Source organism: Actinomyces sp. HMT 175 (assembly GCF_016694895.1).
GTDB classification, from domain to species: Bacteria; Actinomycetota; Actinomycetes; order Actinomycetales; family Actinomycetaceae; genus Actinomyces; species Actinomyces oris.
In genome coordinates this window covers 1,386,690-1,401,920 of record NZ_CP068012.1, presented here as the reverse complement: position 1 = coordinate 1,401,920, position 15,231 = coordinate 1,386,690, and the positions used below count along the sequence as shown (strand labels likewise).

At 67.6% G+C, this 15,231-nt stretch carries 15 protein-coding genes and 1 tRNA gene; 2 read left to right on the top strand and 14 right to left on the bottom strand.

The window, feature by feature from the left end:
* On the bottom strand, window positions 1-609 hold the full coding sequence (locus JJJ14_RS06030; protein ID WP_070511473.1) for an ANTAR domain-containing response regulator: 609 nt from the start codon (window positions 607-609) through the stop codon (window positions 1-3).
* A 54-nt stretch (window positions 610-663) separates the two neighbouring features.
* Here JJJ14_RS06030 and JJJ14_RS06025 point away from each other — a divergent pair.
* Window positions 664-740: transfer RNA gene (locus JJJ14_RS06025), tRNA-Leu, on the top strand.
* Window positions 741-793: 53 nt separating this feature from the next.
* Window positions 794-1,192 carry a cytidine deaminase family protein gene (locus JJJ14_RS06020; RefSeq protein WP_201444969.1) on the top strand — a complete coding sequence of 133 codons (399 nt, stop codon included), beginning with the start codon at window positions 794-796 and terminating at the stop codon, window positions 1,190-1,192.
* A gap of 147 nt (window positions 1,193-1,339) precedes the next feature.
* On the opposite strand, the gene pyk is transcribed toward JJJ14_RS06020, so the two are convergent.
* The 13 genes from pyk to JJJ14_RS05955 form a co-directional block, all read right to left on the bottom strand.
* The gene (gene pyk, locus JJJ14_RS06015) at window positions 1,340-2,770 is read right to left on the bottom strand and encodes a pyruvate kinase (RefSeq protein WP_009405774.1); all 1,431 of its coding nucleotides are present in this window, start codon (window positions 2,768-2,770) and stop codon (window positions 1,340-1,342) included.
* A gap of 122 nt (window positions 2,771-2,892) precedes the next feature.
* Window positions 2,893-3,906 (bottom strand): prolipoprotein diacylglyceryl transferase, encoded by a 1,014-nt coding sequence (gene lgt, locus JJJ14_RS06010; protein WP_201445095.1) that lies wholly within the window; start codon window positions 3,904-3,906, stop codon window positions 2,893-2,895.
* Window positions 3,907-3,951: 45 nt separating this feature from the next.
* Window positions 3,952-4,776, bottom strand: coding sequence for an indole-3-glycerol phosphate synthase TrpC (locus JJJ14_RS06005; RefSeq protein WP_201444968.1), 825 nt, complete (start codon window positions 4,774-4,776; stop codon window positions 3,952-3,954).
* 115 nt (window positions 4,777-4,891) lie between these two features.
* Entirely contained in the window at window positions 4,892-5,254 is a 363-nt protein-coding gene (hisI, locus tag JJJ14_RS06000) for a phosphoribosyl-AMP cyclohydrolase (protein ID WP_040321136.1), read from the bottom strand.
* 27 nt (window positions 5,255-5,281) lie between these two features.
* Window positions 5,282-5,671, bottom strand: coding sequence for a DUF2752 domain-containing protein (locus JJJ14_RS05995; protein ID WP_075374123.1), 390 nt, complete (start codon window positions 5,669-5,671; stop codon window positions 5,282-5,284).
* A 98-nt stretch (window positions 5,672-5,769) separates the two neighbouring features.
* Complete coding sequence (locus tag JJJ14_RS05990; protein WP_236592927.1) at window positions 5,770-6,357, bottom strand: DUF4190 domain-containing protein; 588 nt, start codon at window positions 6,355-6,357, stop codon at window positions 5,770-5,772.
* A 410-nt stretch (window positions 6,358-6,767) separates the two neighbouring features.
* The gene (hisF, locus tag JJJ14_RS05985) at window positions 6,768-7,538 is read right to left on the bottom strand and encodes an imidazole glycerol phosphate synthase subunit HisF (RefSeq protein ID WP_004564972.1); all 771 of its coding nucleotides are present in this window, start codon (window positions 7,536-7,538) and stop codon (window positions 6,768-6,770) included.
* A complete protein-coding gene (locus tag JJJ14_RS05980) occupies window positions 7,535-8,740 on the bottom strand; it encodes a hypothetical protein (protein WP_236592926.1) in 1,206 nt (401 codons plus the stop codon). The genes hisF and JJJ14_RS05980 overlap by 4 nt, the downstream gene beginning before the upstream one ends.
* 299 nt (window positions 8,741-9,039) lie before the next feature.
* Window positions 9,040-10,479, bottom strand: a complete 1,440-nt coding sequence (gene pafA / locus JJJ14_RS05975) for a Pup--protein ligase (protein ID WP_201444967.1) — start codon at window positions 10,477-10,479, stop codon at window positions 9,040-9,042.
* A gap of 2 nt (window positions 10,480-10,481) precedes the next feature.
* On the bottom strand, window positions 10,482-10,694 hold the full coding sequence (locus JJJ14_RS05970) for a ubiquitin-like protein Pup (RefSeq protein ID WP_009747604.1): 213 nt from the start codon (window positions 10,692-10,694) through the stop codon (window positions 10,482-10,484).
* A gap of 59 nt (window positions 10,695-10,753) precedes the next feature.
* Window positions 10,754-12,433, bottom strand: coding sequence for a proteasome accessory factor PafA2 family protein (locus JJJ14_RS05965; protein ID WP_201444966.1), 1,680 nt, complete (start codon window positions 12,431-12,433; stop codon window positions 10,754-10,756).
* Window positions 12,430-14,142 carry a proteasome ATPase gene (gene arc / locus JJJ14_RS05960; RefSeq protein ID WP_201444965.1) on the bottom strand — a complete coding sequence of 571 codons (1,713 nt, stop codon included), beginning with the start codon at window positions 14,140-14,142 and terminating at the stop codon, window positions 12,430-12,432. The genes JJJ14_RS05965 and arc overlap by 4 nt, the downstream gene beginning before the upstream one ends.
* On the bottom strand, window positions 14,135-15,226 hold the full coding sequence (locus JJJ14_RS05955) for a tRNA (adenine-N1)-methyltransferase (protein ID WP_101558233.1): 1,092 nt from the start codon (window positions 15,224-15,226) through the stop codon (window positions 14,135-14,137). The genes arc and JJJ14_RS05955 overlap by 8 nt, the downstream gene beginning before the upstream one ends.
* Between the last annotated feature and the right edge of the window lie 5 nt (window positions 15,227-15,231).

Below are 15,231 nucleotides of genomic sequence, written 5' to 3'. Positions count from 1 at the left end.
TTAGTCCTTCTTGGCTGAACCGACCTGCTCGATGACGGCGTCGGCCACCTCGCGCATGGTCAGACGCCGGTTCATGGAGGTCTTCTGCAGCCAGCGGAAGGCCTCTGGTTCGCTCAGTCCCATGCGCTCCATGAGCAGCCCCTTGGCCCGGTCGACGCGCTTGCGGGTCTCGAAGCGCTCGGTGAGGTCGGAAATCTCACTCTCCAGGGAGAGGATCTCCTCGTGCCGGGACATGGCGATCTCAAGTGCCGGGATGAGGTCCGCCGGGGTGAAGGGCTTGACGACGTAGGCCATGGCGCCGGCGGCGCTGGCTCGTTCGACGAGCTCGGTCTGGGAGAAGGCGGTCAGCATGATGACGGCGCAGTTGTGCTTCTCGAGAATCCTCTCCGCCGCGGTGATGCCGTCGGTCACCGGCATCTTGACGTCAAGAACGCACAGGTCGGGATCATGCTCATCAGCCAGGCGGACGGCCTCCTCACCATCTGCGGCCTCCGCGACGATCTCGTAGCCGGCGTCGGTGAGAGTCTCGACGATGTCAAGGCGGATGAGGGTCTCGTCCTCAGCGACGAGCACCCGGCGGGACTTGGTGGTGCTGGACTCATTGCTCACGGCTGTGATCCTAGTATGATCTCGCTGTTAGCGCCCCCGCAGAGCGGACGGCGTGCCTCCGTAGCCCAATTGGCAGAGGCATCCGACTCAAAATCGGAGTGTTGTGGGTTCGAGTCCCACCGGAGGTACCAGCAAGTCTCTACCCACCCCCACCTCAGGACAGACCAGTCAGATGGAGAGCACCTTGAGCACCACGTGGGTCTCACTGTACGAAGCGGCCAAAGCTGTTCAACGTCCTCGTCACGTGTCCTCGTACATCGAGGCGGGCGGTGTCGCAGCTGCAGTGGAGTCGTCCTCGGGAAGAATCTATACGGGCGTCTGCGTGGATACCGCCTGCACCCTGGGAATCTGTGCCGAGCGCAACGCGATCCTCAACATGATGACCAACGGTGAGGATGCGATTCGACGGGTTCTGACGATCATGCGCGACGGCCGCACCGGTCCGCCGTGTGGAGCATGTCGAGAAATGATGACGCAGCTGATGCCGAGCCGGTTCAGGGACATCGAGGTGATGATCGACTTCGCTGCCGGGAAGACCATGACTCTTGCCGATCTGACTCCCCAGTGGTGGCTACGGCGATGAGGCTGTGACCGCAGAGCTCCACTCTGCGGTTTCCTGCCCCCACCGATTCATCAGCGGGAAGCAGATGCCGGAACCCGTCGCCCTGAACCGGATCGAGGGGCCTCCCGGTGATAGGTGGGAGACCCCTCGACGGATCAGAACCGGTGCTCAGACCTTGTAGTCGCCCGTCTCACCGACGGTGTGGACACGAATCGAGTTGGTCGAGCCGGGCGTGCCCGGAGGCATTCCGGCCACGATGACGACGGTGTCCCCGGGCTGGGCCAGATGCTTGTCCTGAAGGATCTCATCGACCTGGGCCACCATCTCGTCAGTGTGCTGGACCTCGGGCACCTCGTAGCACTGCACGCCCCAGGAGACGGCGAGCTGGTTGCGCGTCTCACGCAGCGGGGTGAAGGCCAGCAGCGGAAGCGGCGAGCGCAGACGAGACAGGCGCCGGGCGGTGTCACCGGACTGGGTGAAGGTCACCAGGTAGGTGACGTCGAGGTGCTCGCCCATCTCCGCAGCGGCGCGGGTCAGTGCCCCACCTCGCGTCTGCGGGTAGGAGCCCAGGCCGGGGATGCGCTCCCCTCCGTGCTCCTCGACGTTCTCGATGATGCTGGCCATGGTGCGCACGGCCTCGATGGGGTAGGCGCCCACGGAGGTCTCACCGGAGAGCATGACGGCGTCGGCGCCGTCGAGAATGGCGTTGGCGCAGTCGGAGGCCTCGGCCCGCGTGGGCCGCGGGTTCTGGATCATGGACTCCAGGACCTGGGTGGCCACGATGACCGGCTTGGCCTGGCGGCGGGCCAGCTCGATGGCCCGCTTCTGCACCAGCGGGACGGCCTCCAGGGGCATTTCCACACCGAGGTCGCCACGGGCCACCATGATGCCGTCGAAGGTGGAGACGATGTCGAAGAGGTTCTCCACCGCCTGGGGCTTCTCAATCTTGGCGATGACCGGGATGCGTACGCCGACCTCGTCCATGATCTCGTGGACGTCCTTGATGTCATCGGCGTCGCGCACGAAGGACAGGGCGATGAGGTCAGCACCGATCTTGAGGGCCCAGCGCAGGTCCTCACGGTCCTTCTCGCTGAGGGCCGGCACGGAGACGGCAACGCCGGGCAGGTTGATGCCCTTGTTGTTGGAGACGTAGCCGGGCACCTCGACCTTGGTGACGACGTCGGTGTCGGTGACGGCCACGACGCGCACCGCGACGTTGCCGTCGTCGATGAGGAGCCGGTCACCGGGGCGGCAGTCGCCGGGAAGTCCCTTGAAGGTGGTGGAGGCGCGCTTGACGGTGCCCAGGACGTCGTCAATGGTGATGGTGAACTCGTCGCCCTTGTTGAGCATGACCTTCTGGTCGTCCACGAACCGCCCCAGGCGGATCTTGGGGCCCTGGAGGTCGACGAGGATGGCGACGGCGCGGCCGGAAGCGTCGGCGGCCTCACGGATACGGCCGATGACCTCCTCCTGGTCCTCGGCGCGACCGTGGGAACGGTTGATGCGCGCAACGTTCATGCCGGCGTCCACGAGCGCTTGCACCTGCTCGGGAGAGTCGGTAGCGGGTCCGAGGGTACATACGATCTTGGCTCTACGCATGGGTTCAGAATACGGGACACCGGGCCCTGCGCACGAGGAGGAATCTCGTCAGTCGTCAGGTTGCGACCATCCTCACCCACTTGTCTCCCGCCGGAGTGGCGGGCGGGTCCCCGATTCGGTCGCTACGAATCCGCCTGGTCCAGGCGGGCCGACTCCGCGGCAGCAGGTTCTGCGGGTGAGGCGTCCTCAGACGAGTCATGCTCGACGGCGATCTCCTCGGCGGAGTCGTCCTCATCGGCCGCTGACCCGTCCTTCCTCGCCCTGCGCCCCGGCCTGTCGATGGCGTCGCTCAAGGGGCGTCGCGAGGAGAGGAACAGTCCAATGGCCCCGACGAGGAAGATGACGATGGAGGTCCACACGTTCAGTCGCAGGCCGAGGACCGTCTCGGCCTCGTCGATGCGCAGCATCTCAATCCACACCCGGCCTGCGGTGTAGACCATGAGGTAGATCCATAGCAGCCTGCCGCCTGTGACCCCGCTGCGGGCGACCATCCTTCTGCCGATCCACACCAGGAGGACCGCTCCGGCCAGGTTCCACAGGGCCTCATAGAGGAAGGTCGGATGAAACAGGGTGCCGGGCGGGTAGGTGGAGCCCGCCGGCAGGTGGGCGTCGTCGATCCGCAGTCCCCAGGGCAGCGTCGTCGGGGCGCCGTAGAGCTCCTGGTTGAACCAGTTCCCCAGTCGACCGATCGCCTGAGCAACCAGCAGCGTCGGGGCGACGGCATCGGCCAGCGGAGCCACCCGCAGGCCACGATGGCGCAGAAGAAGAACCCCGGCCAGGACCCCGCCGGCGATACCTCCCCAGATTCCCAGGCCCCCCTGCCATGTCTGTGGGATACGGGCCAGGTCGCCGTTGGGGCCGAAGTAGTCGTCGGGCGAGGTGACCACGTGGTAGAGACGAGCTCCCACGATTCCAGCCGGCACGGCCACGATGGCGACGTCGAGGACCAGCTCCGGTCGGCCTCCCCGGGCCCGGTAGCGCCGGTCCGACCACCACACGGCCACGAAGACTCCGGTGAGGATGCACAACGCATAGGCCCGCACCGGGATGGGGCCGAGGTACCACACGGCCGAGGAAGGGCTCGGTATTCCCGCTCTCAGCGCGGCCGTGAACGGCATCGCCGACAACGTTGGCATCGCGGGCATCGTTGACATCATGGCGGAAAGGGTGGCGACAGGCACTCAGAGAACCTCTCGGTGGGCGGAGGGGATCAGTGCCGGGTGGGCGCCGGCGGCGACCAGCTCGGCAACGAACTGCTGGGGGTCGGTGGAGCGGATGATGGCCTCACCGACGAGGACGACATCGGCCCCGCAGCGCGCGAAGCTCATGACATCGTGCGGACCTCTGACTCCTCCGGCCGCAATCCGTGCGACCTGCGTCGGCAGAACGTCAGTGACCTGATCGAACAGGCTGCAGTCGACGGCCAGGGTGTCGGGATCGCGGGTGTCGATGGCCACGATGCAGGCCCCCGCATCGACCGCGGTCAGCGCCTCACGGCGGGTACGGACCTCGACGACGGCGCCCATCCCCAGGGAGTGGACCCTCTCGATGAGTCCCTCGAGCACCAGGGTCTCGATGCGGGCATCGAGCATGAGCAGATCGGCGCCGTGAGCCCGGGCCTCGTGCACCTGGTAGGGCGTGACCACCAGGTCGTTGGCGAGGACGGGAAGATCCACTGAGGCCCTGACGGCGTCCAGGTCCTTGAGGGAGCCTCGCGTAGCGCTCGGCCCGGTGACCACTGAGACGCAGGCGGCGCCGCCGGCGGCGTAGAAGCAGGCCAACATCCCCGGATCCCCGACGCCGCTGAGATCCGCGAACGTGGCTGTGGAGCGCTTCACCTCAGCGATCACCGTGACCGCCCGGTCATCGGTGCGCAGGCTGGACAGGGCGCTGATAGCACCGGGAACCAGGCGGGAGGCCTCTTTGAGGCGGGTCAGGGGAACCAGCGAAGCACGACGGTCGGCGGCCGCCTTGGCCTCAGCCACCATCGCCTCGAACGAGGTCATCGCACACCTCCCCGATCTCACCTGCCGGCGCTCCGGTGGGGCGCCTGTTCGTATCCATCGTGACGGCCCGAGGCCGTCTGTTGCAAATCGCCAAACCGTACTGGCCGCGGAGCGGTCAGCTGGGTCGCTCTCCCACGTGCGCTCCCAGATCACCGCCGGCCAGGAAGCAGGTGCGCTCACCGGTGTGGCAGGCGGCTCCAACCTGATCGACCTCGATCAAGAGGGCGTCGCCGTCGCAGTCCAGATGAACGGACTTGACGTACTGCGCATGTCCGGACGTATCACCCTTGCGCCAGTACTCACGCCGCGACCGCGACCAGAAGGTCACTCGTCCCTCTTCCAGGGTGCGCCGAAGCGCCTCATCGTCCATCCACCCCACCATGAGGACCTCACGTGAGTCGTGCTGCTGGACGACGGCGCAGACCAGGCCGTCCGCGTTGCGCTTCAAGCGCGCAGAGATCTGGGAATCGAGAGTCACAACCGCATTATGCACGCCGGGTGCTGCTCAGCCCGGAGGACCGAGCAGAGGGCCGAAGTAGACCCACATGCCTGGCAGGTTGCGCACCACCGCGAAAACGGCCAGCGCCACCCCGAGAAGGATCCCCTCCCTACCGGTGACGAGCGGCCGCCGCTGGCCTCGGAGCCATGCGAGCAACCAGCGCGCCACCAGCACCATGACCACCACCTCCAGGACGAGCGCGAAGGGGTTGTAACCCATGGCTGCCCACAGGTCGCCGTGCATGAGTTCCCGGGTCGCCCGGGTGCCTCCGCACAGTGGGCACCACAGCCCGGTGGTGCGGTGAAGCGGGCAGAGGTCGGGAAGCCCCGGAGAATTACGAGGCAGAGTCAGTGCGCGCAACACGATGAGGCCACCGGGAAGGGAGGGCAGAACCATCAGAAGGCCCAGTCCAATCCGCCTCCCGTGTCCCGCACGCTCACCGGAGCGCTCGTGCTTCGTCGACGCAGTCGTGCAGCAGTTTTCAGACATACGGTTCATTGAGACAACATCACTATAAACAGAATAAGATAGGCAGCACCGATGAAAGCGCCAATGCCGCCTGTCACCACTCCGGCGATTGACAGCCCCTTGTTCGAGGCACGCCCCTCATTGGCGGCGCGCATTCCGAGGACTCCGACGACGATCGCCGATATGCCCAAGATCAGGCCGAAAGACAAACAGCTCGCAACGATACTCGCAATACCGAGCCCGAGCGCCCACCCACCGAGGGCGTTCGCCTCATGTCGACGCGGATCGTAAGGCGCCCCCCAGTACACGCCCTGACCATATGGTGGATACGGGCCATAAGAAGACGGCGTATAGGGATACTGCTGACTGTAGGGCTGCCCATAGGCCTGGCTGTACGGCTGCTGGCCATCCCCCGGATAAGGAACCATCTGGCCTCCCGATGCTGCCGGGAAGCGGGGTGACTGATCGCCAAGATCGTCCGCGCTGTAGTAACCATTCTGGGTCGACGACACGGCCGACGCAGACTGGGAGACACCATCGAAGTCGGTCGGATATGGGGTACCAGTAGCTCCTTGATGATAAGGATCCGCCGGATAAGGATTCAAATCGCTCATCATTCCTTCCCTGGTGTGAAGCGCAGAACTGAGTCTACACGAGAACACGTATCACACCCTGGGAACAACCTCATCTCAACGGGGAGAACACCCCATCGCCCCGGATGGACATGCCCCCACAACCCTTCGCCCCGCAGCACAGACAGCCGGCAAAGCCCCTGCGCAGCGGAGCGAATGCGGAAGGTGAGGACCTTAGGAATCGAACCCACTCAAGAGCCGCTCATTCAGACCAGCAGCATAGGAAACGATCAGCAGCACGATGGAGAGGACGCCCAAGGCGATACCCGCAATGGACATACCTTTGTTGGTGGCACGCCCCTCATTCGCCGCCTGCATCCCCAGAAAACCCACAACGATAGCGGGAATTCCGGCAACTCCCGCGAGAATGTTTCAGGAGCAGAAAATACTCGTCAACGCACCGGGTGGCCCGCGTCTCGCAGAGCATTCTTGGCCTCAGGGATGGTCGTCACTCCGTAGTGGAACACTGAGGCTGCCAGAACACCGTCGGCACCATGGTCGGCTGCCGTGACGAAGTCTTGTGGGCGTCCAGCGCCGCCAGAGGCGATGAGTGGCACCTGGACCTGTCGACGAACAGCGTCGATCAACTCGGTGTCGAATCCTTGAGTGACCCCGTCGGCATCCATGGAGTTCAGGAGAATCTCTCCGGCACCGAGCTTGACTCCTCTCACCGCCCAGGCGACGGCATCGATGCCAGTGGAGGTCCGTCCTCCGTGCGTGGTGACCTCGAAGCCGGAAGCCGTCGAGACGCCGGAGGGGCACCGGCGCGCATCCACGGACAGGACGAGTACCTGATTGCCGAAGCGCCGCGCCACCTCCGTCAACAGCGAGGGGGCCTCGATGGCCGCGGTGTTGATACTGACTTTGTCCGCCCCCGCCTTCAGCAGCAGGTCCACGTCATCGAGTGAACGCACTCCCCCACCGACTGTCAGGGGCACGAAGATCTGCTCGGCAGTTTGGCAGACCACGTCCAACATGGTGGAACGCCCCTCGTGGGAGGCCGAGATATCGAGGAAGGTGATCTCATCGGCCCCCTGAGCGCAGTAGCGAGAGGCCAGCTCCACGGGGTCTCCGGCGTCCTTGAGGCCCTGGAAGTTGACACCTTTGACGACCCGACCGTCCTTGACGTCCAGGCAGGGAATGATGCGGATGGCAACGCTCATGAATGCTCCTTGGATGTTGGGCCGGCAGAGGAGCCGGGAATGGCGCTCGACTCACTGCCCGCACGACCCCCGGACGCTCCGGAAGGCTGAGCAGGGTCCTTGGCCAGGACGTCGATCACCACGACGACTGGTTCCTTCCCCTGCGCCTGCTCAGCGGGCAGCGAGAGGACCACCCGGGAGCCGACCGTGATGTCAACCAGGTTCTGGGAGACTCCCACCAGCGCATTGCTCATGTCGAGCTGCTTGGGCGGCTCCTGGTGCCCAAAGGTCGATTTGTCGAGGGGTTGTCCCGACGTCCAGCTGACCATCGTGGTACGAGCAATAAGCCGATCCTGGGAACCGATCTGGGGGCCGGTGCCCTTGATGAGGATCTCCGTGGAGGCTCGAGTCGGTGCAGGAAGTCCGGCACTGCTGACGGTGATGGAGCCGTCCGGTCCCTCAGTCACGGTGGGGGTGCCTTCCGCCGGCTGCTTCGCCTCCCCCGTTGCCGTAGTGGGCAGGAGGTCGACGACAGTGATCTTCGTCGTCCTGGAGCCGTCCTCCTCCTCAGCCGGCTCGCGAAGAACGACGCGGGCGCCTTCGCGCTGGCCGGAGACCGCCGCGTTGATGTAGTCGCCCACCTCGGGACCGAGCAGACCCTGCCAGAGCTTGTACCCCGCCTCGTTACCCGTCGTGTTGCGCCCGTTGAGACCGGAGAACTGAGAGACCTGCAGGATCACAGGCGTCCCCGCGGAGACAGCGCGCCCCTGCCCGGTCTGGACGACGTCGGTCAGCACCGAGCCGGGGGCTGACAAGGAGGCGTCGCCGTTCAGCTCGACGGAGGGGGCCACCCCCGATCCGACCCGCCCGCTGACCGTCAGCAACTGGCTGAGGGGAGCATTGCCATCCAACACGGTCGACTGAGCCGCTGTGCTGGCGCCCGTTCCGTTCCTTCCGGAGACGAGCTTGTTGACAGCCAGCGGCACCAGGATCATGGCGAGGACGACGACACCGATCAGGCCGACCGCCAGGGGCCCCCGCGGCATACGCCCCAGCGGGCCGCCCAGGGTCCGTGGACGCGGCGTCGGTTCCGGCTCCCGGGCCTCGGCGACCACCTCGTCCTGCCGGTGCCCGGTCCCATGTGGGAGATCGCGTCGATCGGGGCGATCGGCTCGTGCGGCCGGCATGTACTCGCTGCGCGGATCGTGGCTGCTGCCCGGCACGTGAGGCTGCAGCTGAGGCTGGGACTGCGGTTGCGGTTGCGACACGGTGCGAGGCGCTGGTGTGCCGGTTGCGGATCGGTCACTGGGGGAGGCAGTACCGACCGGGCGTGCCTGGACAGCGGGCTGGGCGGGTGCCGGCAAGTCTCCGATCGCAGCCTCCCGCTGGGCCTGCTGAGCACGTTCGAGCGCACGGCGCTGACGCCGCGTCAGGGGCATGCCCGCTTCGGGATCCGGGGAGGGGGTAGTACTCATGTTGCGTCTTCCGTCTGCCACCTTATCAGTGCCGTGAGCCTCACCGTTCACACCCCGATGGGAGGATCGGTTGCCGAACGCCCCATGCTCTCCAGGAGTGCATCGATGCGCTCGTCCACGGCACAGAAGGGATCATTCAGGGTAACAGGTGAGCAGACGCCGTCGTCGAGTCGAACCCCCACCCAGTCGACACTCACATCGCGGCGCAGGTCCTCTGCCCGGGCGACGACCGCGCCCCGCAGACGCGCGCGCGTGGTCACGGGCGGAGTGTCGACCGCCCGGCGGCAGGTCGCTTCATCAACGAATCGACGCAGGAGCCCAGCGCCCTCCAGCCGCTGCCGCAGTCCCCCACCGGGAGAGACGTCGTGATAGGCCAGGGCCAAGCGCCTCACCCGGAGATCGGTCAGATCGGTGTCGTGCCGCTGGCAGTAGCGGGTCAGCAGCCGGTGCTTGACCGCCCAGTCCAGCTCCTTGTCCACGAGCTCGGGCTGCTGCAGACGCAGGGCCTGGAGCCCTCGTTCCCACAGGTCCAGTGCGGCTTCGTGGAGAGCAGTGACCTCGATGCCCTGCGCGACGTGTTCGCGCAGACGCCCGAGGTGCTCTGCCTGCACCTCCAACGGCGTGATGGTGCGCCCGTCCGACCGTTCCAGGAGCACCCCTCCACTCATGTCATGGCAGGTGTCGCGAATGGCCCTCATGGGATCGGCCAGGGCCAGGTCGCCGAGCTCTCCCCCGTGCTCCAGGTAGTCCAGGAGCAGGTCCATGGCCGCCACCTTGAGCAGGGTGGAGCCCTGAGCGATGTTGGAGTCCCCGACGATGACGTGCATGCGCCGGTAGCGCTCGGCATCAGCATGCGGTTCGTCCCGGGTGTTAATGAGCGGCCTGGCACGGGTCGTGGCTGAGGAGACGGCGTCCCACATCTGGTCAGCCCGCTGGGAGAAGACGTAGCCCCACAGCCCGTCGGCGGCGCGCCGAGTGTCCCCGTCCGCGGCGATGTGGCCGGCGCCGACGAGGATCTGCCGGGTCACCAGATGGGGTACGAGAGTGCGCGCGTCGTTCCAGAAGTCTCCACGACGGCGCACGAGGTAGTTCTCGTGGCACCCGAAGCCGTTGCCCTCGGCATCACGGTTGTTCTTCAGCAGGTGGATCCGCCCGGGAACACCCGTTGCGGCCAGACGCGCATTGGCCTGCTCGGCCAGATCGGCCATGACGAGCTCACCGGCGCGGTCTTGAGCAAGCACGTCCTCCAGGCGATCGCACTCAGCGGTGGCGAACTCGGGGTGGGAGCCCACGTCCAGGTAGAGGCGAGCACCCCCGCGAGTGAAGACGTTCGAGGAGCGCGAGCGCTGGACCACGGGATCGAAGAGCTCACGGGCGGCGTGGTCGGCGTCCATGGGAGGAGGGCCGTCGGTGGTGGGGGCGCAGGTGATGCCGTACTCGGTCTCCACCCCGATGATGCGCCGCGCCAAGGGCCGTGAGCCGCTCATGCTCACTGGCCGCCCTTCTGGACGAAGCCCTGGACGAAGGCCGCGGCGTTGGTCTCGATGACCGAGTCGATCTCATCGAGGATGCTGTCGACGTCACTGGTCTGCCCGGCCGACGACGTCCCGGTACTGATCTGCTGCTCAGTGTCCGCTGAGGTGGTCTCGACACCGTCGCGACGGACCTGTCCATGGGACTGACTGGCGTGCTGCGGCGTCATGCGTTGCTCCTTCACTCGTCCTGCTCAGCGGTGCACTGCTGGTGAGCGCACTGTGAGGCTCAGTGTCTCTCAGGTGCCGCCCGGCGACCAATTTCCTCCAGGATGGTCGCCGTCTCATCGGGGCCGACGACCACGTCGTCGGGCAGGCGCAGACGTGCCAGGGCGGGGGTGCCCGGCACGTCAAGGAGGAGGCAGGTCCAGGAGGCCCCCACGATCTGCCGGTGACGGCGGATGGCGGTTCCCCGGACGGCGGCGCGCGTGCCCTCGGGAGGCGTGTCGGCCGCACGCTGGATCTCCGCGTCAGCGACCAGCCGATGGATTCTGCCGGCGGCGTCGAGCTTGTCGACGACGGATCGTCCCGGTCGTAGGTCGGCCCACTGGATGTCGAGAGCGGCCAGGCGGGGATCGTCCCAGCCGGTGCCCGACCTGCGGCGCAGTCCCTCACAGAGCTCGTACTTGGCGGCCCACTCCACCATTTGGGCGGCCGGCCCGGATCCGTCGTGGCGCCACTGCTCCAGGGCGTCGAGGACCTGCCTCCACAGGGCCAGGGCGCGGTGGGCCTGAGCGTCCTCCACACGGGTGACGGCAGGGCTGACGGCGTCGAGGATGGCGCGCTGAACCTCCAGGGCGGTCATGGCCCCGGCCTGGGTTCGCAGCTCGTGTGACAGGGAGGGGTCGTGGGAGAGCGCCCAGTGCTCCTCCACGGGGTCGCCGATGATGGCCAGGTCCTTGAGCCTGGCCAGAGCCTCCTTGAACCGGCCGGAGCCCTCGGTGTACGCCTGCTCCAGGAACCACAGAAGCAGGTCGGTGGTGGCGACCTTGAGGTAGATGGGAACGTCGAAGCGGTTGGCGTCACCGTTGATGACGTGAAGCCTGCGCCAGCGGGCATTGTCGGCGTGCGGTTCGTCGCGGGTGTTGATGATGGGGCGGTTGAACGTGGTCTGCAGGCCGATCTCGGACTCGACGTAGTCGGCGCGCTGGCTGATCTGGAATCCGGGGCGCTCACTGCGCTGCCCGATCCCGACCCGACCGGCACCGACGATGACAGGCCTGGTGACGAGGAAGGGGGTCAGGACCGCGGCCAGCTCCTCGAAGGGCACATCGCGCCGCACGAGGTAGTTCTCGTGGGAGCCGTAGGCCGCACCCTTGCCATCCACGTTGTTCTTGTACAGGACGATCTCCGCCGGTGTCCCATCCCGATCGCCCTCGTCACTCAGGGCCGTCATGGCGCGCCGGGCGACCACCTCACCGGCGCGGTCCCAGATCAGGGCGTCTCGGGGTGTGAGGACCTCGGGTGAGGAGTACTCGGGGTGGGCGTGGTCGACGTAGAAGCGGGCGCCGTTGACCAGGACCGCAGTGGTGGCCCGGGGCAGCGCCGCCTCGGCGGCACTGGGGCGGGCGCGCGACCCCCAGGGGGCCGGCGGAGGGTCTGCCGTCTTCCCCGCATCGGCCGACGGCGCATCGCCCGAGGGCGCTGGGCGAGTGGGGTCGTCGGTGAGCTGGCTGGGGTGGGCGGCAGAGCGCCGGAGCCTGCCGCCGCGCAGGTCGGCCAGGGGGTCCTCGCCCTCGTAGTCCCACCGCACGGTGGGCACGCCGGCGCCGGCGCAGTAGGCCTCCACCACGCGGGTGGACAGGACCACGGGGTTGGCGTAGGCGTCGCCCGGGCGCAGGACCCCGAACTCGGTCTCCAGACCGACGGGTCGCGTCACCGGACCGGGCTGAAAGCCGACATCGTTCATGTGCTCTCCTTGCCGAGTCTGCGCACGCTGAGGATCTGCGAGGTGCGGGTGCCGATGAGCCGGGCCCACCCCTCGGGGGTGGTCGCGCCGGTGATCTCCTCGTTCTGCCGCGCCTCGGTCTCGACGGCCGAGCGGAGCCTGGCTGCACTCAGCCCGCCCACTCCCCCGGCGAGCTCGTCCTTGATGGAGGCGGTCTTGGCGCGCGAGACGATGGCGGCCAGCATGGCGCCGCTGGTCAGGTCGGCCAGGTGAAGGACGCGGGTGGAGGCGCCACTGACCGTATGGGCCTCGGTGATCTCCAGGACGGCGGTGGCCTCGTTGCGGGCGTAGAGGGCCTCAACGACGACTCGGCGCAAGGAGGCGGCGGTGGCCTCGCGGTCTCCCCCGTGGGCGGCGAGCTCGGCCGGATCCAGGGGGAGGTTCGCGGTGAGGTGCCGGGCGAGGATCTCCTCGGCAGCGGCCGCATCGGGCCGGTTGATGCGGATCTTCACGTCCAGGCGCCCGGGACGCAGGATAGCGGGATCGATCATGTCCTCGCGATTGGAGGCCCCGATGATGACGACGTTGCGCAGGGACTCCACGCCGTCAATCTCCGCCAGGACCTGGGGCACGATCATGGTCTCGACGTCGGAGGACACGCCGGTGCCACGGGTGCGGAAGAGGGCCTCCATCTCATCGAAGAAGATGACCACCGGCCGGTCCTCGGCGGCGGCCTTGCGGGCCTGGTCGAAGATGGCGCGAATCTGGCGCTCGGTCTCGCCGACGAACTTGCTCAGAAGCTCAGGACCCTTGATGTTGAGGAACGCGGGCGGGCGTCCCGTGATGCCCGAGGCGCTGGGCGAATCAGCCAGCGAGGTGGCCACGGCCTTGGCGATGAGGGTCTTGCCGCAGCCGGGCGGGCCGTAGAGCAGCAGTCCCTTGGGGGCGCGCAGACCGTAGGCGTGGAACAGCTCGGGGTGGGTGAAGGGCAGCTCGAGGGCATCGCGGATCTGCTCGATCTGCGGTCCCAGGCCACCGATGTCCGCCCAGGAGACATCGGGTGTCTCGGCCACGACCAGCTGCTCGACGCTGGTGCGCTCGATGAGAGCCGTGGCGACGTCGGCGCGCAGGTCGGCGGCCAGGGTGTCACCGGGCTTGATCCCCTCACCGGTCCCGGCGATGCGGCCAAGAGCCGAGGACAGGGTGAGGATCCGGGTGCCTCCTGCGCCGGTGGTCACCAGGACCCGGGCGTCATCGAGCCTCTCCTCGAGGGTGACGGCCTCACCGGTGCGGGGCTCGGGGAGGGTGGCGACGACGAGCATCTGGTCGTTGACGGCCACGCGCCGCCCGACCTGCAGCTCGGTGTCATCGACGCCGGGGTGGACGTGCAGGAGCATTTGGCGGCCCGACAGGCTCACGGCGACCTCACGGGGCTGGGCGGCATCGGCGGCATCGGCGGCATCGCCAGTGTCACCTGTTGCACCCCTCGTGCGGGGAAGGCCGGTGAGCAGTCCCAGCGTGACCGGGGGGTGAGTGACGGCGTCGAGCTGCTGGCCGAGCTCGGCGATGCGCTCGCGGGCGGTGCCCAGAGCGGCCACCAGGCGCTCGTTCTTGGCCGCCAGGCTGACGGCCCGGGCGCGGGCCTCACGCAGCTGGTGGCTGGTGAAGTCCGTGGCCGGCATCCCCAGTGGCTGGGGTGTGCCGGCGTCGGCGGCAGTCGTCTCAGACATGGTTGGCTCCGTCCTGGCTGTCGTCCGCGCTCCCGCTGAGAACGGGTGTGGCGTCGGAGGGCTGCTTGGCCCGGCAGTCTCGCAGAACGCGGCGGACCTTCTTGTCCGTGCTGGTGCGCTCCTTGACGTCGTCGGGCAGCCAGTAGCCGCCCTCGTCGTAGGCGCCGCGGGCGGGCGGGCGCTTGCGGGTCAAGGGCCGGGAGCCTGCGGCCAGGCGACGAGCGGTCAGCAGGAAGCCGGTGTGCGCCACCATGCGGTGGTCGGGGCGCACGGCGAGCCCGTCGACGTTCCAGGTGCGCACCATGGACTCCCAGGACTCCGGCTCGGTGAACAAGCCGCTGTGACGCAGGGCCTCCACGGTGCGGGAGAGCTGGGTGACGGTGGCCACGTAGGCCAGGAAGAGCCCGCCCGGGGCCAGGGCTTGGGAGGCGGCCTCGACGTTCTCCCAGGGGGCGAGCATGTCCAGGACCACCCTATCGATGCTGCCGGGTTCCACCTGGGCGGCAACGACGTCGGCGAAGTCCCCGGTGCGCAGCTCCCAGGCGGGATGGTGGCGGCCGAACCAGGCGTCGACGTTGGAGGCGGCAATCTGGGCGAAGTCCTCACGGCGCTCGATGGACAGCAGGTGGCCGCCCTCTCCGATGGCGGAGAGCAGGTTCATGGTCAGCGCGCCGGAGCCGACGCCGGCCTCCAGAACGCGGGCGCCGGGGAAGATGTCCCCCATGGCGATGACCTGTCCGGAGTCCTTGGGGTAGACCACCTGGGCGCCGCGGGGCATGGACAGGACGTAGTCGGCCAGGAGCGGGCGCAGCAGGAGCAGCTCGTGGCCGGTGTCGGTCTCGATGACGCTGCCCTCGTCCATGCCGACGACGTCTCGGTGGTGGAAGGAGCCGCGCACGGACTGGAAGTAGCCGTGAGGGTCGAGCAGGAAGGTGTTCTTGCGGCCCTTGGTGTCGGTGACCTGGATGCGTTCGCCGTAGCGGAAGGGGCCCCGGCGACCGGCCTGCCCCAGGTTCTCCTGGGGGGCGGGGCGCTGGGAGGACTCCGTGGGTGAGTTCACCGTGTGCTCAGTCTGCTCGCTCATCAGGG